This is a genomic window from Stenotrophomonas sp. P5_A8 (assembly GCF_056400545.1).
Genome location: NZ_JBFULB010000008.1, coordinates 1 through 22,253, shown reverse-complemented (window position 1 = coordinate 22,253; position 22,253 = coordinate 1). Strand labels below are relative to the sequence as shown.

Sequence of the window (22,253 nt, the reverse complement as noted above, 5' to 3'; positions counted from 1 at the left end):
CGTTGGAGATTCCTTCTCCTGTCCTCCCCCACCGTCGTGCCGGCGAGTTGTAGTTGGTTTGCCCTGGCCGGTTCGCACCGGTTGCGGCCGTGTTGCCTGCTTCAATGAACGGCCGGGGGGCCGCGGTGTTGCCTGTGTTCCAGTTACTTCGCACTGCGTGGTGTTGCCGGTGTTGCGTGGACTGCGTGGAATTTTCGGGAAATGCTTATCGCGTGTTGCATGTGTACTGCGTGTCAGTACCGCGCTCAGAATTCGCCGCGGAACCAGGTCTTGAGTTTCTTGAACATGCTGCCGGCGCGCCCGGTGGGCAGCGACGGACGGCGCGGGTGTTCGATCTGGCTGCCCATCAGCAGCAGGCCTACGCCGGTGGCGTGGACCGGATTGCCGACCACTTCGCCCAGCCCGGTAACGTGCTGCGGGATGCCAACGCGTACCGGCATCTGCAGCATTTCCTCGGCCAGTTCGACCACGCCTTCCATCTTCGAGGCACCCCCGGTGAGCACCATGCCGGCACGCACCAGTTCCTCGAAACCGGAACGGCGCAGTTCGGCCTGCACCATCTCGAAAATTTCCTCGTAACGGCCCTGCACCGCCTGGGCCAGTGCGTGGCGCGGCATCCGGCGCGGCGGACGATCGCCGACGCTGGGCACCTGGATGCTCTCCTCGGCGGTGGCCAGCTGCGCCAGGGCGCACGCGTAGCGCACCTTGATCTGTTCGGCTTCCGGGGTCGGGGTGCGCAGCATGTGCGCGATGTCGTTGGTGACGTGGTCACCGGCGATCGGCAGCGACGCGGTGTGGCAGATCGCGCCCTGCACGAACACGGCCAGGTCGGTGGTGCCGGCGCCCATGTCGACCAGCACCACGCCCAGCTCGCGCTCGTCGGCGGTCAGCACGGCCACGCTGGAGGCCAGCGAAGACAGGACCAGGTCGTCGACCTGCAGGCCGCAGCGCTGAACGCACTTGGAGATGTTGGCCGCGGCCGACTGCGCGCACACCACCAGGTGCGCGTGCACCTCCAGGCGTACGCCGGTCATGCCGACCGGGTTGCGGATGCCTTCCTGCGAATCGTCCAGCACGTACTCGCGCGGGATCGCGTGCAGGATCTTCTGGTCGGCCGGGATCGCCACGGCCTTGGCCGCATCGAGCACGCGGTCCAGGTCGCCCCAGGTCACTTCACCGTCGCGTATCGGCACGATGCCCGGCGAGTTCTTGCACTGCACGTGGTTGCCGGAGATCGAGGCATACACCGAGCGGATTTCGCAGCCGGCCATCAGCTCGGCCTCTTCGACCGCGCGCTGGATGGACTGCACCGTCGATTCGATATCCACCACCACGCCGCGCTTGAGCCCGCGCGATTCGTGCGAGCCGATGCCGATGACCTCGATCGGATTGCCCGGCGAATACTCGCCGACCAGCGCCACCACCTTGGAGGTGCCGATATCCAGTCCGACGATCAGTGATTTGTCACCCTTGCGATTCATGTCCTGTCCTGCGCCGGTTTCGGCGCGGTTGCGGCCGGGGTACCCCAGCTCAGCGTGAAGCCATTGGTATATCGGAGGTCGGCGCGTTCGATCGGCGCCTGCGGGTTGGCCAGCTGCGGCAGCACGCGCACGAACCGCTGCAGGCGAGAGCGTGCGTCATCGCGGCCGACCACCACTTCGGTGCCGTTGCTGAGCAGCAGCGACCAGCTGCCGCGGGCATCCATGGTGACCCGCTTGACGTCCACCCCGGCCGGCGCAAACAGCGCACGTGCATCGTTGTAGAGCGCCACCACTTCTTCGGTCTGCGAGTCCGGGCCGTCCAGGTCGGGCAGCTGCAGGTCCTGCAGTTTCTTGGGGGTGGCAAACAGCTTGCCCTGCTCGGACAGCAGGCGGTCCTGGCCCCAGCGCGCGAACGGCTTGTGCTCGACCAGGCTGATTTCCAGCACGTCCGGCCACTGCTTGCGCACCTGCGCGCTTTCCACCCACGGCAGCTTTTCGATGGCGTCCTGCGCATCCTGCAGCTTGACCGCGAAGAACCCGGCCTTGGCATACGGCAGTACCACCTGCTGCAGCTGTTCGGCCGGCACCCGCTTGAACTCGGCGTGCACGCGCAGCTTGGCCAGCGGCCAGCGTTCGGCACCGACCCAGCCGTTGAGCACCGCCACCACGGGCAGCGCTACGACCGACAGGGCCAGCAACCAGACGAAGATGCGCAGCACCGCGTTCATGCGTGGGCACGCTCCCTGTCCAGCTCCTGCAGGTGGGTCGGCAGGGTCTGTTCCAGCACGCGCCAGACCAGCTCCTCGAAGCCGATGCCAGCCTGCGCGGCAGCCTTGGGTACCAGCGAGTGGCTGGTCATGCCCGGCGCGGTGTTCACTTCCAGCAGGTGGAAGCGGCCGCTGTCGCGGTCGCGCATCACGTCCACCCGACCCCAGCCGTGGCAACCGGCGGCCTGGAAGGCGGCCAGCGCGACGCGGCGGATGTCGGCTTCGTCATCGCCGTCCAGGCCGGGGCACAGGTACTGGGTGTCCTCGGCGATGTACTTGGCGTTGTAGTCGTACCACTGGCCCTTGGGCACGATACGGATCGACGGCAGGGCCTGGTCGCCCAGGATCGCCACGGTGAGTTCGTCGCCCACCACCATCTGTTCCATCAGCAGCTGGCCGTCGTAGCGCGCGGCCAGGGCCACGGCGTCGGCGAGGCCGGCGGCGTCGGTGACCCGGCTGATGCCCACGCTGGAGCCTTCATTGGCGGGCTTGACCACCACCGGCAGGCCGAGTTCGGCAGCGGCGGCGTGCACGTCCACGCCCTCCACCAGCTTGACGTAGCGCGGCGTGGGCAGGCCCAGCGACAACCACACCTGCTTGGTGCGGATCTTGTCCATGCTCAGCGCAGAGCCAAGCACCTTGGAGCCGGTGTACGGCACGCCGAAGGCGTCCATCAGCCCCTGCACGATGCCGTCCTCACCGCCGCCGTTGTGGCCGTGCAGGATGTTGAATACGCGGTCGAAACGCTTTTCCACCAGTGCCAGCGCCAGCGCCGGGATGCCATCCACGGCCACCGCGTCGACGCCGCGCGCGCGCAGCGCGGCGATCACGTTGCGCCCCGAGTCAAGCGACACCTCGCGTTCGCTGGAGGTACCGCCAAGCAGCACCGCGACGCGGCCGAACACGGCCGGGTCGGTGACACGCAGCGACGGGAAGAAGATCGGGTTCATGCCGCCGGGGTCTCCGTGAATCCTTCGGTTGCGATCAGCTGCGCCACGTGGCCGATGTCGCCGGCGCCCATCAGCAGCAGCAGGTCGCCGTCCTGCAGCACGTCGGGCAGCACGTGCGACAGCTCGGCGGTATGGCCCACCACGACCGGCTCGCTGCGGCCGCGCGCACGGATGGCGCGCGCCAACGAGCGCGAGTCGGCGCCCGGGATCGGCGCTTCGCCGGCCGGGTAGACCTCGCTCAGCACCAGCGCGTCCACTTCGGACAGCACCGCGGCAAAGGCATCGAACTGGTCGCGGGTACGGCTGTAGCGGTGCGGCTGGAACGCCACCACCAGGCGCTGGTCCGGCCAGCCGCCACGGGCGGCCGCGAACACCGCCGCCAGCTCGCGCGGGTGGTGACCGTAGTCGTCGATCAAACGCACACGGGCGCCGGTGTGGGTGGTGACGATGCCCAGGTCATTGAAGCGGCGACCGATGCCGGCAAAGCTTTCCAGCGCACGGGCAATGGCGTCCGGGGCGACGCCCAGCTGCCAGCCCACGGCGGCGGCGGCCAGCGCGTTGAGCACGTTGTGCGCGCCCGGCAGCGCCAGCGTGACCGGGTAGCTGCTGCCTTCGGGCAGGCGCAGGGTGAAGCGCATGCGCGGTCCATCCTGGACCACGTTCTCGGCGCGCACGTCGGCGTTGCTGCTCATGCCATAGCTCATGACATGGCGCGGGGTCTGTGCGGCCAGCGCGGCCACTTCCGGATCGTCGATGCACAGCACGGCCAGGCCGTAGAACGGCAGGCGCTGCAGGAACTCGGCAAAGGCGGCCTGGACGCGGGCGAAATCGTTGCCGTAGTTTTCCAGGTGATCCGAATCGATGTTGGTGATCACCGACACCAGCGGGTTCAGGCGCAGGAAGCTGCCATCGCTTTCATCGGCTTCGGCCACCAGCCACTGGCCACTGCCCAGCTTGGCGTTGGCACCGGCGGCCAGCAGCTGGCCACCGATCACGAAGGTCGGGTCCAGCCCGCCTTCGCTCAGCACCGCGGCCGTGAGGCTGGTGGTGGTGGTCTTGCCGTGGGTACCGGCCACCGCGATGCCGCGGCGGAAGCGCATCAGTTCGGCCAGCATGGCCGCACGCGGCATGATCGGAATGCGCTGGCTGCGCGCTTCCATCAGCTCGGGGTTGTCATCGCGGATCGCGCTGGACACCACCACGCAGTCGGTGCCGAGCACGTTGGCCGCCGAATGGCCGCGCATCACGCGCGCACCGAGGCTGGCCAGGCGACGGGTCGCGGCGTTGTCGGCGTTGTCCGAACCGGACACTTCATAGCCCAGGGTCAGCATCACTTCGGCGATGCCGCTCATGCCGGTGCCGCCGATGCCGACGAAGTGCACGCGCGGGAAGGCGCGCACCAGGTCGTTGGTGTCGTGCAGGCGACGGATCATGCGCGGCCTCGCGTCAGGCGTGCGCGGTGGCGCATAGCGGTCTTCATTTGGATTCCTCGAGGATGATGTCGGCGATGCGCTCTGCGGCATCGACCTTGGCCAGGGCACGCGCGGCATTGGCCATCTGCATGCGTCGGTCGGAATTTTCGGACAATTCGCGCAGCACGCCTTCAAGATGCGTGGCCAGCGTTTCATCCTGCTTCAGCAACACGGCCGCGCCGCGCTCGACCAGATACTCCGCATTGCGGGTCTGGTGATCGTCGACCGCGGCGGCGAAGGGCACCAGCACGCTGCCGACACCGACCGCGCACAGCTCAGCCAGGGTCGAGGCGCCGGAACGGCACACCACCAGGTCGGCCCAGGCGAAGGCCTCGGCCATGTCGGCGATGAAGGCCTCCACGCGCGCCTCGACACCGGCATCGCGGTAAGCCGCCAGCGCTTCGGCATGCAGCTTCTCACCGCTCTGGTGACGCACCTCGATGGCGACGCGGCTGCCCAGTGCTGCCAGCGCCTGCGGCACCGCGTTGTTCAATGCGCGCGCGCCCTGGCTGCCGCCGAGCACCAGCAGGCGCAGCGGTCCCTGGCGGTTGGCCAGGCGCATGTCAGGCGGTGTGATCGCGGCGATCTCGGCACGCACCGGGTTGCCCACCGCTTCCTCGCGCTGGGCGAAGCTGCCCGGGAACCCGGTCAGCACGCGGCGCGCGAAGCGCGACAGGACGCGGTTGGTCAGGCCCGGCGCGCGGTTCTGCTCGTGTACCAGCAGCGGCAGACCATGCAGGCGCGCGGCCAGGCCGCCCGGGCCGGAGGCGAAGCCGCCGAAGGCGATCACCGCGCGCGGCTGGCGGTCGCGGATCAGGAAGCCGGCCGCGCGCACCGCACGCAGCAGGCGTGCCGGTGCGGCGAGCAGGGCCAGCTTGCCCTTGCCACGCAGGCCACTGATGGCCAGCGTATCGATGTGGATGTCGTGCGGCGGCACCAGGCGCGTTTCCATGCCGCCGTCGCTGCCCAGCCAGGTCACCGGAATGCCGCGCGCGCGCAGCACCCCGGCCACGGCCAGGCCGGGGAAGATGTGCCCACCGGTGCCGCCGGCCATGATCATCACCGGACGCGGGGAAGAAGTCGGGCGGGTGCTCATCCCATCCTCCCCAGGGTCGGTTCGATGCGCTGCTGCATGCGGCTGGTGCCCCGTGGCGAGCTGTCACGCGGGGTGCCGTCGCGCGGGGTACCTTCCTGCATGGCAGCCGCCACGGCCGACGCGCTCGGCGCCCTGCCCGGCTCGGCGGCGATCGGCTCCTCGCCTTCGGCCACGTGCATGCGCACGGCCTGGCGGCGCTCGGCGCGATCCAGTTCATAGGACACGCGCAGCAGCAGGCCCATCGCCACGCAGGTCATCAGCACGCTGGAACCGCCGGCGGAGATCAGCGGCAGGGTCAGGCCCTTGGTCGGCAGGATGCCGAGGTTGACCCCGATCGAGACGAAGCTCTGCATGCTCACCCACAGGCCGATGCCGAAGGCGATGTAGCCGGAGAAGTGCCGCTTCATTTCCACGCAGCGCATGCCGATCCAGAACGCGCGGCCGGCCAGCAGCGCGTACAGGCCCACGATCAGGCAGGTACCGAGGAAGCCCAGTTCTTCGGCGGTGACCGAGAAGATGAAGTCGGTGTGCGCTTCGGGCAGGTAGTAGAGCTTCTGCACCGAATTGCCCAGGCCCACGCCGGTCCATTCGCCGCGGCCCACGGCCATCAGCGCGTTCGACAGCTGGTAGCCGTCGCCCTGCTGGTCGGCCCACGGGTCCCAGAAGGAGGTGATGCGGCGCATGCGGTAGGGTTCGATGATCGCTAGCGCGCTCATCGCCACCAGGCCGAACACGATCGGCATCGACATGCGCGGCAGGTTCACCCCGCCCAGCACCAGCATGCCGGCGGTGATCGCCAGCAGCAGGGTCGACGAGCCGAAGTCCGGCTGCAGCAGCAACAGCACCACCAGCGCACCGGCCACGCCGAGCGGCTTGAGCATCGCCGGCCAGGTTGCGTTGACCTCGTCGCGGAAGCGCACCRGGTAGCTGGACAGCCACACGATGTAGAGCACTTTGACCGCTTCGACGGTCTGGAACTTGGAGAAGCCCAGGTTGATCCAGCGGCGGGCACCGTTGACGCTGCTGCCCAGGCCGGGGATGAACACCACCACCAGCAGCGCGAAGCAGCCCAGCAGCAGCACCTGGTTGTACTGCTCGATGGTCTTGAGCTCGGTGCGCATGGCGATGATGGCCAGCACGATGCCCACCGCCAGGAAGATCAAGTGGCGGTTGAGGTAGTAGAACGGACTGCTCATCAACGCGATCGAGCTGGACGCGACCATCACCACGCCCAGCCCGGTGAGCGTGATGATCGCGCCCAGCAGCCACTTGTCGAAGTGGCCTCCGATGGCTTCAAGGCGGGTTGCCTGGCGCGACAGATCATTCATCAGCGGACCTTCAACGTGGCCAGGCCGATCAGCACCAGCACCACCGAGATGATCCAGAAGCGCACGATCACGCGCGGCTCCGGCCAGCCCTTCAGCTCGAAGTGGTGGTGGATCGGGGCCATGCGGAACACGCGCTTGCCGGTGAGCTTGAACGAGGCCACCTGGATCATCACCGACAGGGTCTCGATGACGAACACGCCGCCCATGATCACCAGCACCAGTTCCTGGCGGGTGATCACCGCGATGGTGCCCAGCACCGCACCCAGCGCCAGCGCGCCGATATCGCCCATGAAGACCATGGCCGGATAGGTGTTGAACCACAGGAAGCCCAGGCCTGCCCCGGCAATCGCCGCGCAGATGATCACCAGTTCACCGGCACCGGGAATCTGCGGGATCTGCAGGTAGCTGGAGAACACCACGTTGCCCGAGGCGTAGGCGAACACGCCCAGCGCGCAGGCCACCAGCACGGTCGGCATGATCGCCAGGCCATCCAGGCCGTCGGTCAGGTTGACCGCGTTGGAGAAGCCGACGATCCAGAAGTAGGCGATGGCCACGAAGCTGATCCCGGCCAGCGGCAGCGCCACCGACTTGAACATCGGGATGTAGAAGGTCAACGCCGCCGGGACATCGGCGGTGTAGAACAGGAACAGCCCGGCGGCCAGGCCGAAGATCGACTGCAGCAGGTACTTCCAGCGCGACTTCAGGCCGTTCGGGTCGCGGCGCACGATCTTGATCCAGTCGTCGTACCAGCCGATGGCGCCGAAGCACAGCATCACCGCCAGCACCACCCACACGTAGCGGTTGCGCAGGTCGGCCCACAGCAGCACCGACAGGGTGATGGTCAGCAGGATCAGCGAACCGCCCATGGTCGGCGTGCCGGCCTTGGAGAAGTGGGTCTGCGGTCCGTCGGTGCGGATTGGCTGGCCGCCCTTGAACTGGGCCAGCTTGCGGATCATCGCCGGGCCCAGCCACAGCGACAGGAACAGCGCGGTCAGCGCAGCGAGGATGCCGCGCAGAGTCAGATAGCCGAACAGCCCGAACAGGCTCTCCAACTGCTGCAACCATCGGGCCAGTTCAAGCAACATTGGGGCTTTCCTCTCCTCGCGCCAGCAGCGCTTTTACAATTTTGTCCATGGCACTGCCGCGCGAACCCTTGACCAGGCAGCGCACGCCAGCGTGCAGTTCGTCGCCGAGCGCGGCGGCCAGCGTGTCGTGGTCGGCGAAGTGCCGCCCGCCCTCGCCGAACGCGGTCGATGCGGCCGCACTGAGCGTGCCCAGCGTGTACAGGCGCTTGAGCCCGGCATCGCGCGCGCGGCGCCCGGCCTGGGCGTGCAGCGCCTCGCCGTCCGGGCCCAGTTCGCGCATGTCGCCCAGCACCAGCCAGCCCTCGGCCTTGCCGCCGGCCAGCGCATCGATCGCCGCGGCCAGTGAGCCGGGATTGGCGTTGTAGCTGTCATCGATCAGCACCGCGCCATTGGGCAGCTGGTGCGCGATCTGGCGGCCGGGAACGGGTTCGGCGCGGGCCAGGCCCGCGGCGATCTGGTCCAGGCCGATACCGGCGGCCAGCGCCAGCGTGGCGGCGGCCAGTGCATTGCTGATGTTGTGCCGACCCGGCAAGGCCAGGGCGATCTCGACCTGCCCGTGCGGGCTGGTCAACAGGAACTGGCTGCCCGAAGCGCTCGGACGGATCGCCAGCGCCGACACATCGGCGCTGTGGTCCAGCCCGTAGCGCAGCACACGGCTGCGCGGCGGCTGGCCGACGATGTGCTGTTCGAACCAGATACCGAAGGCGTCGTCGGCATTGATCACCGCCACGCCATCGGCCGGCAGCGCGGCGTAGATCGCGCCCTTGGTGGTGGCCACGCCCTGCAGGCTGCCCATCCGCTCCAGGTGGGCCGGGGCGATGTTGTTCACCAGCGCGTAGTGCGGGCGCACGATCTCGGTGAGGTAGGCGATGTCGCCCGGCTTGCCGGCCCCCATCTCGTAGATGGCGAAGTCGGCATCTTCGGGCGCATCGAGCACCGCCAGCGGCAGCCCGATCTCGTTGTTGCGGTTGCCCGGATTGGCGTAGACGACCTTGTGCTGTTCGCGCGCGACCTGCGCCAGGATGGCCAGCAGCAGGCTCTTGACGCTGGTCTTGCCGTTGCTGCCGGTGATGGCGAACACGGCGGTGCGGCGGTCACGCTGCATGCCGTGGGCGATCCGGCCCAGCGCGTGTTCGCTGTCGGCGACCACGATCTGCGGCACGGGCAGGTCGAGCAGTCGCTCCACCAACATTGCCGAAGCACCGCGCGCGATCGCGTCGGCGGCGAAATCATGGCCGTCGAAACGTTCACCGCGCAGCGCCACGTACAGGCTGCCGGGGGCAAGCGTGCGGGTGTCATTGCTGATGGCGTCGATGGCGGTGTCATCGCCATGGATCTCGCCACCGGCCCAATGCGCGATCAGCGACAGCGGGGTGCGCTTCATGGGGCCACCTCCTGCATCCGCGACGCCAGCACGCGACCGGCGACCTCGGTGTCGTCGAAGGCATGCTTGACGCCGTGGACTTCCTGATAGGGCTCATGCCCCTTGCCGGCGATCAGCACGATGTCACCGGCGCCGGCCAGGCCGATCGCGGTGGCGATCGCGGCGGCGCGGTCGCGCTGCACGGTGGCGGCAGCGGGCGAACTCAGGCCGGCGACGATGTCGGCCACGATCACGTCGCCATCTTCACCACGCGGATTGTCGTCGGTGACGATCACCACGTCGGCGAGTTTCTCGGCGATGGCCGCCATCTGCGGACGCTTGCCGGTGTCGCGCTCACCGCCGCAGCCGAACACGCAGACCAGACGCCCGCTCAGGTGGTCGTGCAGGCTGCCGAGCGCCTGTTCCAGCGCGTCGGGAGTGTGTGCGTAATCGACCACCACGGTGGGCAGGCCGTGCTCGCCGCCCAGGCGGTTCATGCGCCCGGCGATCGGCTGCAGCTGCGAAAGCAGGTCGGCGATCGCGGCCGGGGCATGGTCGAGGGCGAACAACGTACCGGCCACGGCCAGCAGGTTGTCCACGTTGAAGCGGCCCAGCAGCGGCGACTGCACCGGATGGCGAGTGCCATCGACCACCAGGTCGAAGGCGATGCCACGGCCATCCAGCTTCAGCGAGTCCGCGCGCAGCGTGGCCTGCTGCGCGCCGCGCGAGCTCAGCCCGATCTGGCGCACGCCGGCCTCGACGGTCCGCAGCAGTTCGCTGCCGAAGCTGTCGTCCAGGTTGACCACCGCCGCCTTGAGGCCCTCGCGGTGGAACAGTCTGGCCTTGGCCGCGCCGTACTGGAGCATATCGCCGTGGTAATCCAGATGATCGCGGGTGAGGTTGGTGAACACCGCCACATCAAAGTGCACGGCGTCCACGCGGCCCTGGTCCAGCGCGTGCGAGCTGACTTCCATCGCCACCGCCTGTGCGCCGTCATCGCGCAGCTGCGCCAGCACCTGATGCATCTGCAATACCAGCGGGGTGGTGAAGCCGGTCGGCACGACGTGGCCATAAAGACCCACGCCCAACGTGCCGATACTTCCACTGCGGGTACCAAGCAGGTGCCAGGCCTGGGCCAGCAGTTGCACGGTGGAGGTCTTGCCGTTGGTGCCGGTCACCCCGACCATCGTCATCGCGCGCGACGGGCGGCCGTGGAACTGGTCGGCCATCGCGCCCATGCGGTTGCGCAGGCCCCGCACGGCGATCGCGTCGGCCGGGGCCGGCAGCTCGGTCGGGGCCGGCGGGTCGAACAGGATCGCACCGGCGCCATTGGCCCGCGCCTGGTCGACGAAGCCCAGCCCGTGCGCACCGAAGCCGGCGATCGCCACGAAGGCATTGCCCGGACGCACGTCGCGGCTGTCCAGCACCAGGCCGGTGATGGACGGATCGTGGCTGAGCGCCACATCGGGAAGCAGGTGCGAAAGCAACATCGTCTGGCTCATTGCGTGCCTCCCTGCGGCGGCGGCACCGTGGCGTGCGCGCTGGGCAGCGCGGCATCGAATTCGGCGGCGGCGTCCGGGGCGATCACCGTTTCCGGCGGCGGCATCGGCAGTACCGAGGCGGCGTGCCCCATCTTTCCGGACTGCTGGGCGGCCAGCCACGACTCGATATCGTCCGGCGGCACGTCCATCAGGCGCAGCGCGCCTTCCATCACGTTGTGGAACACCGGTGCGGACACCAGGCCGCCGTAATACTTGCCGGCCTGCGGATCGTTGATCACGATGACCGTGGCAAAGCGCGGGTTGGTGGCCGGCACCACACCGGCGAACAGCGCGTTGTAATGCCCGCGCTCGTACCCGCCGGGGCCGGCCTTGCGCGCGGTGCCGGTCTTGCCGGCCACGTGGTAGCCCAGCACCGCTGCCTGCTTGGCGCCGCCCTGGGTGACCACGGTTTCCATCATCGCCACGACCTGCTTGGCGATATTCTCGTCGATGATCTGCTTGCCTTCGTTGCGCTGGCCCTTGACGAAGGTCGGCGCGATCAGCTTGCCGCCGTTGCCCAGCGCCGAGTAGGCGGTCGCGATCTGCAGCGGCGTGACATTCAGGCCATAGCCGTAGGACATGGTGGTCTTGGACGAACCACTCCAGCGCGCCGGACGCGGCAGCACGCCGGCCGATTCACCCGGGAACCCGCTATGCGGGGACACGCCATACCCGAAGCTGTGGACGTGGTCGTAGAAGACCTGGTCCGGCATCTTTGCGGCGATCTTGGCCGCGCCGATGTTCGAGCTGCGGGTGATCACGCCGGTGACATTGAGCACGCCGTTGTTGCGCGGCACGTCCTTGATGGTGAAGCGGCCCACGGACATGTAGCCCGGGTTGGTGTCCACCGTGGTGTCCTTGGTGACCACGCCGGATTGCAGCGCCGAGGCGATGGTCAACGGCTTCATGGTCGAGCCGGGCTCGACCAGGTCGGTCACCGCGCGGTTGCGGCGGGTATCCGGGGCCGCACCGCCAACCGAATTGGGGTTGTAGGTGGGCAGGTTGACCATGGCCAGCACTTCGCCGGTGGCCACGTCCATGATCACCATCGAGCCGCCGGCCGCCTTGTTGGCGATCAGCGCGTTGCGCAGCTCCTTGAAGGCCAGGAACTGGATGCGGCGGTCGATGCTGAGGGTCAGGTCCTTGCCCGGCTCGGCGGGGCGCAGCAGGTCGCTTTCAACGGTGTCGCCCTTGCGGTTGCGGATCACCCGCTTGGCGCCGGCCTTGCCGCGCAGCCATTCGTCGAAGGCCAGCTCCAGCCCTTCCTGGCCGCGGTCGTCGATGTTGGTGAAGCCCAGCACGTGCGCCATCGCCTCACCCTGCGGGTAGAAGCGACGGAACTCACGCTGCGAGGCCACGCCCGGAATTTTCAGCGCGACCACCTTTTCCGCCTCGTCCGGATTGATTCGGCGACGCAGGTACATGAATTCCTTGTCCGACTTCTGCGCCAGCTTGGAGGTCAGCTCGTCCAGCGGCATGCCCAGCGCGGTGGCCAGCTCGGGGATACGGTCCTGCGAGCGCAGCAGTTCCTGCGGGTTGACCCAGATCGAAGCCACCGGCGTGGACACCGCCACCGGCTCGCCGTTGCGGTCGGTGATCATGCCGCGCGAGGTGTTGATCGGCAGCTCGCGCAGGTAGCGCGCTTCGCCCTGGCGCTGGTAGAACTCGCTGTTGATGATCTGCACATAGGCCGCGCGGCCGACCAGCGACACCGAGCACAGCCCAAGCGCCAGACCCACCCACTTCAGGCGCTGGCGCAGGTTGAAGCTGTTGCGTGCACGGTTGCGACCGGACTTGTTCATGGCCGTACCACCACCACGTCCGCCGCTTCGGGGAACTTCATGCCGAGCTTCTCGCGGGCGACGCGGTCGACCCGGGTGGACTCGGCCAGGGTCGCCTGCTCCAGCTGCAGGCGGCCGAATTCGATGTTGATCTCATCGCGCGCGCGCTCGACCTTGGACAACTCGATGAAGGTCTGGCGGTGGCGGTGGCGCATGAACACCACCCCGATCGCCGAGGCGATGGTGCAGGCCAGCAGCACGATGAGCAGCAGGCGACTCACCCGGCCACCTCGCGCTTTTCGGCCACGCGCAGCACCGCGCTGCGCGAGCGCGGGTTGACCGCCAGCTCGTCGTCCTCGGCCTTGATCGCGCCGCCGTGCAGATCCAGGGTCGGCACGAACGCGGCCAGCTCGGGCAGCCGGCGATTGCTCGGCGGGGCCTTGGCGTGACGGTTCATGAACTGCTTGACGATGCGGTCTTCCAGCGAATGGAAGCTGATCACCGCCAGCCGGCCACCGGGCTTGAGCCGCGCCATCGCCGCGTCCAGGCCGGCTTCGAGGTCGGCCAGTTCACGGTTGATGTGGATGCGGATGGCCTGGAAGCTGCGCGTGGCCGGGTGGATCTTGTCCTTGCCACGCGGCATCACCGAGGCGATCAGCTCCGCCAACTCGGCGGTGCGGGTGAAGGGCTGCTTGTCGCGGCGGGCCACGATGGCCTTGGCGATACGGCGGCCCTGGCGCTCTTCGCCGTAGGTCCACAGCACGTCCATCAGCTCGCGCTCTTCAACCTGGTTGAGCCACTGCGCGGCGCTTTCGCCGCTGTCCGGGTCCATGCGCATGTCCAGCGGGCCGTCCTTGCCGAAACTGAAACCGCGCTCGGCCACGTCAAGCTGCGGCGACGACACGCCGAGGTCGAACAGCACCCCGTCCAGGCCGTCGGCGGTGGCCTCCCAATGCAGCAGGTCGGCGAAGCTGCCACGGAAGATCGACACGCGCGGGTCCGGCGCGAAATCGCGCTCGGCAACCGCAATCGCTTCGGGATCCTTGTCCATGACCAGCAGCCGGCCTCCGGGACCGAGTTGCTCGAGCACGCCGCGGGCGTGACCGCCACGACCGAACGTGCCATCGAGATACGTACCGTTTTCGATCACCCTCAGGCCATCCAGGACCTGCGTGTACAGAACCGGCAGGTGCCCCGCCGGCGACTGCGACACCGGAAGGTGACCGGTCTGCGCTGCTCCGCGCATCCGGGCACCCCGGCTCACAACTTCAGGTCGAGCAACCCATCGCCCAGATCCCCGTCAGACAACGTCTGCTGGATCAACGCGCGATGTGCCTGCTCGCTCCACAATTCGAATTTGTCGCCCATGCCCAGCAGAACCGCCTTCTTTTCAATGCCAACGGCACCGCGGTGGCTGGCAGGAATACTGATGCGACCGTTGCCGTCCAGCTCCAGATGCGCGGCCGAGCCGACCAGCTTCTGTTGCAGCAGACGCACGACACGCTGTGTGTTGGGCTTGGACATGACGTCGTCGCGGACCCGCTCCCACTCCTGCTCGGCATACAGCCAGAGGCAGCCGGACTCGAAGGGGTTGTAGGTCAGGACCAGGCGGTTGTTGCTCACGCGCGCGACAAGGTCGCGATGCGCGGTGGGAACCGCCATGCGCCCTTTATCGTCAACCGTGATGGCCGTCTCGCCCTGAAACACGACGCGTGCACCTTTCCTTCGCCCGGATGAAACATTGAACCACGAAAAACCACAAAAAACCCGGTTTTGCCTCTGTTGCCCACCTTAGCAGTGCCGATTGGGTTGTCAACAACTTTGCAAGCGGGAAATCACCTTGGACATCAAGGGCTTGCAGCAATGTTTAGAGACTTGTTCAAAGCTTATCCACAAGTTGCTGTTTCGTCTCATCTTTTGAGATTGGGGCGAAGTTCAGGCGCGTGTAGAGGGTGTGAAACATAGGCGCGCATTCATCCCGAGCCCCGTCGCCATTGACCCGGTCTTGCGCAAACCCCGGCACAATGCCGGCCATGTGCCTTCTCGCCCTTGCCTGGAAAACACACCCGCGGTGGCAGCTGGTCATGGCCGGCAACCGCGACGAGTTCCACGCCCGCCCCACCGCCGCACTGGTGGCCTGGCCGGCGCCGGACACCGGCCTGCTGGCCGGACGTGACCTGCGTTCGGGCGGGACCTGGGCCGGGGTCGCGCCCGAGGGCCGGATGGCGGTGGTCACCAATGTCCGCGACCCGCTGGCGCGCCAGACCGGCCCGTCACGTGGTGCTCTGGTGGCCGACTACCTGCGTGCCGACGCGTCGGCTGCCACCTTCGCCGACGAGCTGGCCGCCCGCGCCACCACCTTCGCGCCGTTCAACCTGCTGCTGGCCGACCGCGGCAGTTGCCAGTTCCTGGGTAATCACCCGCTGGGCCGCCAGGCGCTGCCACCTGGCATCCACGGCATGTCCAACGGGCCGCTGGATGCGCCGTGGCCCAAGACCGAGCGTTTGAACGCCGCCCTGCGGGGCTGGATCGCCAGCGGCAGCGACGACCTGGGGCCCCTGTGGGCGGCGCTGGCCGATGAAACCCGGGCTGATGACAGCGCCCTGCCCAACACCGGCATCGGCCTGGAACGCGAGCGCTGGCTGAGCGCAGCGTTCATCCGCAGCCCGGAGTACGGCACCCGCGCCAGCACGCTGATCGCACTGGATGCCAATGGCGAGGGTTTCATCCACGAGCGCCGGTTTGGGCCGGACGGCAGTTGCATCGGTGAGACCCGGCTGGAGGCAAGGGCGCAGATCGGCGCACTTTGACGTTGCCAAGCCAATCTTCAGGGACCGGGCATTGCGGCACTTCAGCCACAAGCAAGGGTGTTCACGAAAGTTTAACGCCGCTGCGCCAGAAGGCATTCCCGGCCCCTCGGCCCAGATGGAGCTGGTTCTGCGCAGGTTGCCGGCCCGACGCCGCCTCCAGGGCGCCTTGACGCGACGCGCTGCGTGCCGAGGATGGCGGGGCGGCGCCGTTGCCGCGTCTCCACTCTGTACGGAGCTTCCATGCGACGACGCATCCTCCTTCTTCTGATCAGCCACCTGCTTGTGCTTGGCGTGGGCTTCGGCCTGGGCGTGTACTTCCTGCCGATCCTCACCGCACCGGACGATCCGCCGGCTCAGCAGGTACAGGCTGCGATGGAGCAGGCGCGCTACCACGCCAACCTCCACCGCGACCAGAAGGGCAGCGATGCGCTGCACTGGGCCGATGGCGCGCTGAGCGTGAGCGCCACCCAGGTGGCCTTCACCGGCAAGATCGCTCCGGGGCCCGACTACAAGGTCTATCTGACCCGCGAGTTCGTCGACACCAAGGCCGGCTTTGAACGGATCAAGGCCGATGCGGTGCGGATCGGCGAAGTGAAGACCTTCAACCGCTTCCTGGTCGAGGTGCCACCGGGCGTGGATGTCGAGGAATTCACCACTGTGGTGGTGTGGTGCGAGCGCTTCGCGCAGTTCATCTCGGCCGGGCAATACCGAACGCCGGGGTGATCGCCCGCCCTCCGCACGCCGGGATGTGGGACAATGCGCGCGGCGGAGTCGGCCAGACAGTCGCGTCATCCCTTGCGGATGCCGAGGAAAGTCCGGGCTCCACAGGGCAAGGTGCCAGGTAACGCCTGGGCGGCGCGAGCCGACGGAAAGTGCAACAGAAAGATACCGCCTACGTTTCCTTCGGGAAGCCGGTAAGGGTGAAATGGTGCGGTAAGAGCGCACCGCGAGTCTGGCAACAGACCGGCACGGCAAACCCCACCTGGAGCAAGACCAAATAGGGACCTAATGGCGTGGCCCGCGTCGGGTCCGGGTAGGTTGCTTGAGCGCTGCGGTGACGTAGCGCCTAGAGGAATGACTGTCCACGACAAAACCCGGCTTATCGGCCGGCTCCGCCCTTTCTTCGCGATGCCGCGAAGAAGCCCCACGGTTTGCGGTGCAAACCGTGGGCCCCGGGCGCCACCAGCGTCCAATTCCCCGCGGCTGTCGCCGCGCCCCCTTTACTAAAGGGGGCTGTGCCTCCAGACGGTTTGCGGGGGGSKTTATTCMAAWGCGGTGTTTGCTGCACGYCTGGTAGAGCCACCCCATGGGTGGCTGYTGTTCGTTCCGGCATCGTGCGTAGCCACCCRTGGGGTGGCTCTACCTCTTCGGCAYYRCGTGCAGCCACCCRTGGGGTGGCTCTGCCTGCGCCCAGCTCGCGATCAGCTGCCGTAGAGGGCTTTGCGTGGGGCGCCGGTGAGTTCGGCGGCGAGCTTGGCGGCGGTGGACGGCGGGAGGTGTTCGCTGAGCTTGGCGTACATGCGGCGGCCGGCGGCCAGCTGCGCTTGTTCGTCGTCGGCGGCGCCCTGCACCATCACCACGAACTCGCCCTTGCGCTGGTTGTCGTCGGCTTCCACCTGCTGCAGCAGCGAGGCCAGCGTGCCGTCGAGGACGGTCTCGAACAGCTTGGTCAGCTCGCGGGCCAGCACCGCCGGGCGCTGCGCGCCGAAGGCCGCGACCATGTCGGCCAGCGACTCGGTGATGCGGTGCGAGGATTCGTAGAACACCAGCGTGCGGGTTTCGCCAGTCAGGCCCTGCAGGCGTTCGCGGCGGCCCGAGCCCTTGGCCGGCAGGAAGCCTTCAAAGGTGAAGCGGTCGCTGGGCAGGCCGGCCACGCTCAATGCGGCAATCGCCGCGCAGGCACCCGGCACCGGGCTCACCCGGATGCCCGCCTCGCGGGCAGCGCGCACCAGCCGATAGCCCGGATCGCTGACCAGCGGGGTGCCGGCATCGCTCACCAGCGCCAGCGATTCACCGGCCAGCAGGCGCGCCACGATGCGCTGGGACAGCGCTTCCTCGTTGTGGTCGTGCAATGCCACCAGCGGCTGCTGGATGCCGAAATGGGCCAGCAACTGGCCGCTGCGGCGGGTGTCTTCGGCGCAGATCGCCGCCACCGAGCGCAGCACGTCCTGCGCCCGCGGCGTCAGGTCGGCCAGGTTGCCGATCGGGGTGGCAACGACATACAGCGTAGGGACAACACTCATCGCAACGGCACTCGTGGGTCAAGGGTAGAATCGTACCGTTCCCCGGCCACGGCCGCTGCCCCCATCGAATGGACCTGATCATGAACAAGCCCGTCGCACGGATCTCCGCCCTTTCGTTGTCGCTGATGCTGCTTGCCGGCTGCGCCACGACGAGCCTGACCAGTGCGCCCGAATCGCCGGCGCAGAGCCAGGCGTTGGCGCTGATCGACCAGGGCAAGCCGCGCGACGCCGCCGTGCAGCTGGAAGCACTGGCCAACACCTTGAAGGGCAGCGCCCGCGCTGCCGCGCTGGCCGATGCTGCCTTTGCCTGGCATGAGGCCGGCGACAGCGCACGCGCGCGCAGCCTGCTGGCCCAGATCACCCCGCGCCAGCTCAACGGCGCCAACCTGCAGCGCTACCACCTGACCACCGCCGAGCTGGCCCTGGCCGACAAGCAGCCGGCGCAGGCGCTGGCCTCGCTGAAGGAATCCTCCGATACGGTGGTGCCGCAGCTGCGCACGCGCTGGCAGCTGGCCCGCGCCGATGCGCTGCAGGGCACCGGCGACATCATCGGTGCCGCGCAGGAGCGCGCCCGCGCGCATGCCGCGTTGACCGGCAAGGCGCGCACCGACAACCAGCAGGCCATCGCCGGTCTGCTCGGCACGCTCGACGATGCCACCCTGCGTTCGCGCGCGGCGGCACTGCCGGCCAACGAGCCGCTGTACAACTTCGCCGGGCGCGCGTTGATCGCCCGCGGGCTGCCGCTGCCGCGTCCGTTTGATCGCGAGCAGGCGGTGCAGTTCGATACCAGCAAGCGTCCGCCGGCCATGAGCGATGGCTACCGCCCGCCGCTGAAGATGGCCGTGCTGCTGCCGCTCAGCGGTCGCCTGGCCACCGCCGCCCAGCCGGTGCGCGATGGCCTGCTCAGCGGTTATTACGCCGAAACCCGCCGTCGCCCGGACATCCAGTTCATCGATACCGCCGGCACCGCTGCCGGTGCGGTGGCGGCCTATGACAAAGCCGTCGGTGCCGGCGTGGACTTCGTGGTCGGTCCGCTCGGCCGCGACGAGGTCGATGCGGTGTTCGGCCGCGCCCAGCTGCCGGTGCCGGTGCTGGCGCTGAACCGTGGCAAGAGCAGCCCGCCGGCCGGTAGCGCCGGGTTCTCGCTGGCCCCGGAAGACGACGGCATCATCGCCGCCGAATTCCTGCGCGGCCGCGAGCGCAGCAAGGTGCTGGTGGTGCACAGCAACGACGACAACGGCCGCCGTGCCGCCGCCGCCTTCCGCGAACGCTTCGCCCAGCGCGGCGGCCAGGTGGTGGCCACGATCGGGGTCGGCGAAGCCGTGGGCGATATCAGCGCGCAGATCCGCGCGGCCGGCAGCGTCGATGGCGTGCTGCTGGCGGTGAAGGCGCCGCAGGCGCGCGCGCTGGCACCGCAGCTGGCCCTGGCCGGTGCCGGTGGCGCCACCCGCGTGGGCACCTCGCAGCTGACCGTCGGCGCGGGCAAGGCCGAGGAAGACATGGCACTGGACGGCATCGTCTATCCCAACGAGGCATGGAACGTGCGCGGCGTCGCCGGCCTGCCCTCGGCCAGCACGGCCGGTCAGATCCTGCCCAACGCGCGCGGCGCGGCTGGCCGCCTGTTCGCCTTCGGCTTCGATGCGTGGAAGATCAGCGCCTACCTGGACAAGATGGCCAACGAGGGCGGCCTGGCCGGCGCCACCGGCACGCTGTTCCTGGACAGCAACGGCAACGTGCTGCGCGTGCCGGCATGGTCGACCTTCAGCGGCGGCCGGCCGATGCCGATCGCCAACGCCAACTGATCTGCGGCCCGTGCCGACCGCGCGGGCACAGCGTGGGGCAGCGGTGGAAGCTGCGGCGCAGGCGTACCTGCGCACGCAGGGATTGAGCCCGATCACGCAGAACGCGCGCTATCGCGGCGGCGAGCTGGACCTGATCATGCGCGATGGCGACACCACTGTCTTCGTCGAAGTGCGCTACCGCGCCAGCGCCGGCTTTGGTGGCGGCGCGGCGTCGGTGGACCTGCGCAAGCGACGCAAGCTGGTGTTGGCCGCGCAGTTATTCCTCGGCGCGCACCCGGCGCTGGCGCAACGGCCGTGCCGGTTCGACGTGGTCGAGGCCAGCGGCGATCCACCGCAGCTGCGCTGGCTGCGCGATGCGTTCCGGCTGGAGGATTGTTGATGCCCAGCATCTTTACCCACGCCGCGATTCCCCTGGCGCTGTGGTGCGCCGCTGATCGCGGGCGCATTTCCAGGCCGTTGCTGGCTGCTGGCGTGGTCGCGGCGATACTTCCCGATACCGACGTGCTGGCCTTCGCCCTGCACATCCCCTACGCCGACAGCTTCGGTCATCGCGGAGCCAGTCACTCGATCGTGTTTGCCACCCTGCTGGCCGTGCTCGCCGCAGTGCTGCACCGGCCGCTGCGTGCGGGCACGGTGCAGGCCGCTGCGTTCGTGGGGATCAGCGCGTTGTCGCACCCGTTGCTGGATGCCTTCACCTCCGGTGGCCTCGGCGTTGCCCTGTGGTGGCCGTGGAGCGGCGAGCGCGTATTCGCACCTTGGCGACCGATCCGCGTCTCGCCCTTCGCCGGCCAGTTCTTCAGCGCGCGCGGACTGGCCACCGTTTTCTCTGAACTGCGTTGGGTGTGGTTGCCTCTGGCCGCCGCCGTCATCGGCTGGAAGCTGATCCAACGCGCCCCTGTCGATGCCCGGACCCCGTCATGACGACCGCCCTGCCCGCCGCCTTCCTTTCCACTGTGCATGCGCTTCTGGGCGAGGACGGCTGGCGCACCGATGAGGCCGCGCTCGCCGCGCACGCGCAGGACAATTCCTGGCGGCATCGGTTGCCGCTCGGCGTGGCCTTCCCGCGTGACCGCGAGCAGGTGGTGGCGCTGGTGCACGCCTGCCGCGAACATCGCATCGCCGTGGTCGCGCGCGGTGCCGGCACCGGCACCACCGGCGCAGCGGTGCCGGTCACGGGCAGCATCGTGCTGTCGTTCGCACGCATGGCGCGCATCCTCGATATCCAGCCGGGCAACCGCTGCGCGGTGGTCGAGCCGGGCGTGCTCAACGGCGACCTGCAGCACGCGCTGGCACCGCATGGCCTGTTCTGGGCGCCGGACCCGTCCAGCGCGGACATCTGCAGCATCGGCGGCAACCTGGCCTGCAATGCCGGCGGCCCGCGCGCGGTGAAGTACGGCACCAGCCGCGACAACGTGCTGGGTCTGGTCGCGGTGACCGGCGCCGGCGAGCTCATCCACTGCGGTGGCGCCTATACCAAGGACGCCACCGGCTACGACCTCACCCACCTGCTGGTCGGCAGCGAAGGCACCCTCGCGCTGATCGTGGAGGCCACGCTCAAACTGACCCCGCTACCGGTGGCGCAGGCCGGCCTGCGCGTGCTGTACCGCGATGCCGATGCGGCGGCCGCGGCCGTGTCGCGGCTGATGGGCCAGCCGGTGGTGCCGACCCGGCTGGAATTCATGGATGCCCGCAGCCTGGAGCTGCTGCGCCGCAATGGCGCCGAGGTGCCCGAAGCCGGCGCGATGCTGCTGGTCGAGGCCGACGGCGACCACGACACCCTCCCCTACCTGCTGCAGGCCCTGGCCACGGCCGCCGAAGGCGACGGCATGATCGCGCTGGATGTGGCGATGGAAGGCAGCGCGCGCGAGAAACTGTGGGCCGCGCGCAAGGCGTTGTCGCCTGCGCTGCGCAGCATCGCCCCGGGCAAGATCAATGAAGACGTGGTGGTGCCGGTGTCGCGCATCCCCGACCTGGTGGCCGGGGTGCAGGCGCTGGCGCGCGAGCATCAGCTGGTGATCGTCACCTTCGGCCATGCCGGCAACGGCAACCTGCACGTCAACATCCTCTACCACCCCGACGATGCCGACGAGAATGCGCGTGCGCACGCGGCGCTGCCGAAGATCTTCGCACTGACGCTGTCGCTCGGCGGCACGCTGTCCGGCGAGCACGGGATCGGCCTGGCCAAGCGCGATTTCATGGCCAAGGCGTTCAACCCGGCCACGCTGGCGGCAATGCGCGCGATCAAGCAGGCGCTGGACCCGGACGGAATCCTTAACCCGGGCAAGGTGCTGCCGCCTGTAGGGTGATCCTCGCGTGCGCGGCAACCGCCGACGCAACCTTTTCGTGCGGCTACCGTTGACGCGACCGTTTCGTGCGTCCACCGCCGACGCGACCGTTTCGTGCGTCCACCGTCGACGCAACCGTTTCGTGCGTCCACCGTCGACGCAACCGTTTCGTGCGTCCACCGTCGACGCAACCGTTTCGTGCGGCCACCGCCGACGCGACCGTTTCGTGCGGCAACCGCCGACGCAACC

General features: G+C 68.5%; 20 protein-coding genes and 1 other RNA gene. 7 read left to right on the top strand and 14 right to left on the bottom strand.

Translation table 11 applies throughout. The annotated features are described in order from the left end of the window. Positions 1-245 precede the first annotated feature (245 nt). Genes ftsA through mraZ form a run of 13 tightly spaced genes read right to left on the bottom strand, consistent with a single transcriptional unit; the run spans position 246 to position 14,571 of the window. A complete protein-coding gene (ftsA, locus tag AC1DQP_RS01345; protein ID WP_017355446.1) occupies positions 246-1,481 on the bottom strand; it encodes a cell division protein FtsA in 1,236 nt (411 codons plus the stop codon). Next, a complete protein-coding gene (locus AC1DQP_RS01340) occupies positions 1,478-2,209 on the bottom strand; it encodes a cell division protein FtsQ/DivIB (protein WP_256774913.1) in 732 nt (243 codons plus the stop codon). The genes ftsA and AC1DQP_RS01340 overlap by 4 nt, the downstream gene beginning before the upstream one ends. Further along, positions 2,206-3,198 (bottom strand): D-alanine--D-alanine ligase, encoded by a 993-nt coding sequence (locus AC1DQP_RS01335; RefSeq protein WP_457318345.1) that lies wholly within the window; start codon positions 3,196-3,198, stop codon positions 2,206-2,208. Before AC1DQP_RS01335 ends, AC1DQP_RS01340 begins: the two co-directional genes overlap by 4 nt. Further along, the gene (gene murC, locus AC1DQP_RS01330) at positions 3,195-4,631 is read right to left on the bottom strand and encodes a UDP-N-acetylmuramate--L-alanine ligase (RefSeq protein ID WP_457318346.1); all 1,437 of its coding nucleotides are present in this window, start codon (positions 4,629-4,631) and stop codon (positions 3,195-3,197) included. The genes AC1DQP_RS01335 and murC overlap by 4 nt, the downstream gene beginning before the upstream one ends. Positions 4,632-4,674: 43 nt before the next feature. Next, entirely contained in the window at positions 4,675-5,766 is a 1,092-nt protein-coding gene (gene murG / locus AC1DQP_RS01325) for an undecaprenyldiphospho-muramoylpentapeptide beta-N-acetylglucosaminyltransferase (RefSeq protein ID WP_457318347.1), read from the bottom strand. Continuing rightward, the gene (gene ftsW / locus AC1DQP_RS01320) at positions 5,763-7,094 is read right to left on the bottom strand and encodes a putative lipid II flippase FtsW (RefSeq protein ID WP_478050974.1); all 1,332 of its coding nucleotides are present in this window, start codon (positions 7,092-7,094) and stop codon (positions 5,763-5,765) included. The genes murG and ftsW overlap by 4 nt, the downstream gene beginning before the upstream one ends. Further along, on the bottom strand, positions 7,094-8,179 hold the full coding sequence (gene mraY / locus AC1DQP_RS01315) for a phospho-N-acetylmuramoyl-pentapeptide-transferase (RefSeq protein ID WP_256774908.1): 1,086 nt from the start codon (positions 8,177-8,179) through the stop codon (positions 7,094-7,096). The genes ftsW and mraY overlap by 1 nt, the downstream gene beginning before the upstream one ends. Next, entirely contained in the window at positions 8,169-9,563 is a 1,395-nt protein-coding gene (locus AC1DQP_RS01310) for a UDP-N-acetylmuramoyl-tripeptide--D-alanyl-D-alanine ligase (RefSeq protein ID WP_457318349.1), read from the bottom strand. Before AC1DQP_RS01310 ends, mraY begins: the two co-directional genes overlap by 11 nt. Then, positions 9,560-11,044 carry a UDP-N-acetylmuramoyl-L-alanyl-D-glutamate--2,6-diaminopimelate ligase gene (locus AC1DQP_RS01305; protein WP_457318350.1) on the bottom strand — a complete coding sequence of 495 codons (1,485 nt, stop codon included), beginning with the start codon at positions 11,042-11,044 and terminating at the stop codon, positions 9,560-9,562. The genes AC1DQP_RS01310 and AC1DQP_RS01305 overlap by 4 nt, the downstream gene beginning before the upstream one ends. Beyond that, complete coding sequence (locus tag AC1DQP_RS01300) at positions 11,041-12,885, bottom strand: peptidoglycan D,D-transpeptidase FtsI family protein (RefSeq protein ID WP_256774905.1); 1,845 nt, start codon at positions 12,883-12,885, stop codon at positions 11,041-11,043. Before AC1DQP_RS01300 ends, AC1DQP_RS01305 begins: the two co-directional genes overlap by 4 nt. Continuing rightward, complete coding sequence (gene ftsL, locus AC1DQP_RS01295) at positions 12,882-13,145, bottom strand: cell division protein FtsL (RefSeq protein ID WP_256774904.1); 264 nt, start codon at positions 13,143-13,145, stop codon at positions 12,882-12,884. The genes AC1DQP_RS01300 and ftsL overlap by 4 nt, the downstream gene beginning before the upstream one ends. Further along, positions 13,142-14,110 carry a 16S rRNA (cytosine(1402)-N(4))-methyltransferase RsmH gene (gene rsmH, locus AC1DQP_RS01290; protein ID WP_457318351.1) on the bottom strand — a complete coding sequence of 323 codons (969 nt, stop codon included), beginning with the start codon at positions 14,108-14,110 and terminating at the stop codon, positions 13,142-13,144. The genes ftsL and rsmH overlap by 4 nt, the downstream gene beginning before the upstream one ends. A 14-nt stretch (positions 14,111-14,124) precedes the next feature. Next, positions 14,125-14,571, bottom strand: a complete 447-nt coding sequence (mraZ, locus tag AC1DQP_RS01285) for a division/cell wall cluster transcriptional repressor MraZ (RefSeq protein ID WP_256774902.1) — start codon at positions 14,569-14,571, stop codon at positions 14,125-14,127. A gap of 326 nt (positions 14,572-14,897) precedes the next feature. Here mraZ and AC1DQP_RS01280 point away from each other — a divergent pair, with 326 nt between their 5' ends. The 3 genes from AC1DQP_RS01280 to rnpB all read left to right on the top strand — a co-directional run bounded on the left by AC1DQP_RS01280 (position 14,898) and on the right by rnpB (position 16,792). Beyond that, on the top strand, positions 14,898-15,674 hold the full coding sequence (locus AC1DQP_RS01280) for an NRDE family protein (RefSeq protein WP_457318352.1): 777 nt from the start codon (positions 14,898-14,900) through the stop codon (positions 15,672-15,674). A 240-nt stretch (positions 15,675-15,914) separates the two neighbouring features. Further along, positions 15,915-16,397 (top strand): DM13 domain-containing protein, encoded by a 483-nt coding sequence (locus AC1DQP_RS01275; RefSeq protein ID WP_256774900.1) that lies wholly within the window; start codon positions 15,915-15,917, stop codon positions 16,395-16,397. Between the two features lie 44 nt (positions 16,398-16,441). After that, positions 16,442-16,792, top strand: an RNA gene (gene rnpB / locus AC1DQP_RS01270) — RNase P RNA component class A. A 303-nt stretch (positions 16,793-17,095) separates the two neighbouring features. Here the strand turns inward: rnpB and rsmI are convergent. Then, entirely contained in the window at positions 17,096-17,917 is an 822-nt protein-coding gene (gene rsmI / locus AC1DQP_RS01265) for a 16S rRNA (cytidine(1402)-2'-O)-methyltransferase (protein WP_457318353.1), read from the bottom strand. Between the two features lie 80 nt (positions 17,918-17,997). Here rsmI and AC1DQP_RS01260 point away from each other — a divergent pair, with 80 nt between their 5' ends. Genes AC1DQP_RS01260 through AC1DQP_RS01245 form a run of 4 tightly spaced genes read left to right on the top strand, consistent with a single transcriptional unit; the run spans position 17,998 to position 22,025 of the window. After that, the gene (locus AC1DQP_RS01260) at positions 17,998-19,719 is read left to right on the top strand and encodes a penicillin-binding protein activator (RefSeq protein ID WP_478050973.1); all 1,722 of its coding nucleotides are present in this window, start codon (positions 17,998-18,000) and stop codon (positions 19,717-19,719) included. A gap of 10 nt (positions 19,720-19,729) precedes the next feature. Beyond that, positions 19,730-20,098 (top strand): YraN family protein, encoded by a 369-nt coding sequence (locus AC1DQP_RS01255; protein ID WP_256774897.1) that lies wholly within the window; start codon positions 19,730-19,732, stop codon positions 20,096-20,098. Beyond that, positions 20,098-20,640, top strand: coding sequence for a metal-dependent hydrolase (locus tag AC1DQP_RS01250; protein WP_256774896.1), 543 nt, complete (start codon positions 20,098-20,100; stop codon positions 20,638-20,640). The genes AC1DQP_RS01255 and AC1DQP_RS01250 overlap by 1 nt, the downstream gene beginning before the upstream one ends. Next, entirely contained in the window at positions 20,637-22,025 is a 1,389-nt protein-coding gene (locus AC1DQP_RS01245; protein ID WP_457319414.1) for an FAD-binding oxidoreductase, read from the top strand. The genes AC1DQP_RS01250 and AC1DQP_RS01245 overlap by 4 nt, the downstream gene beginning before the upstream one ends. Positions 22,026-22,253: the final 228 nt, after the last annotated feature.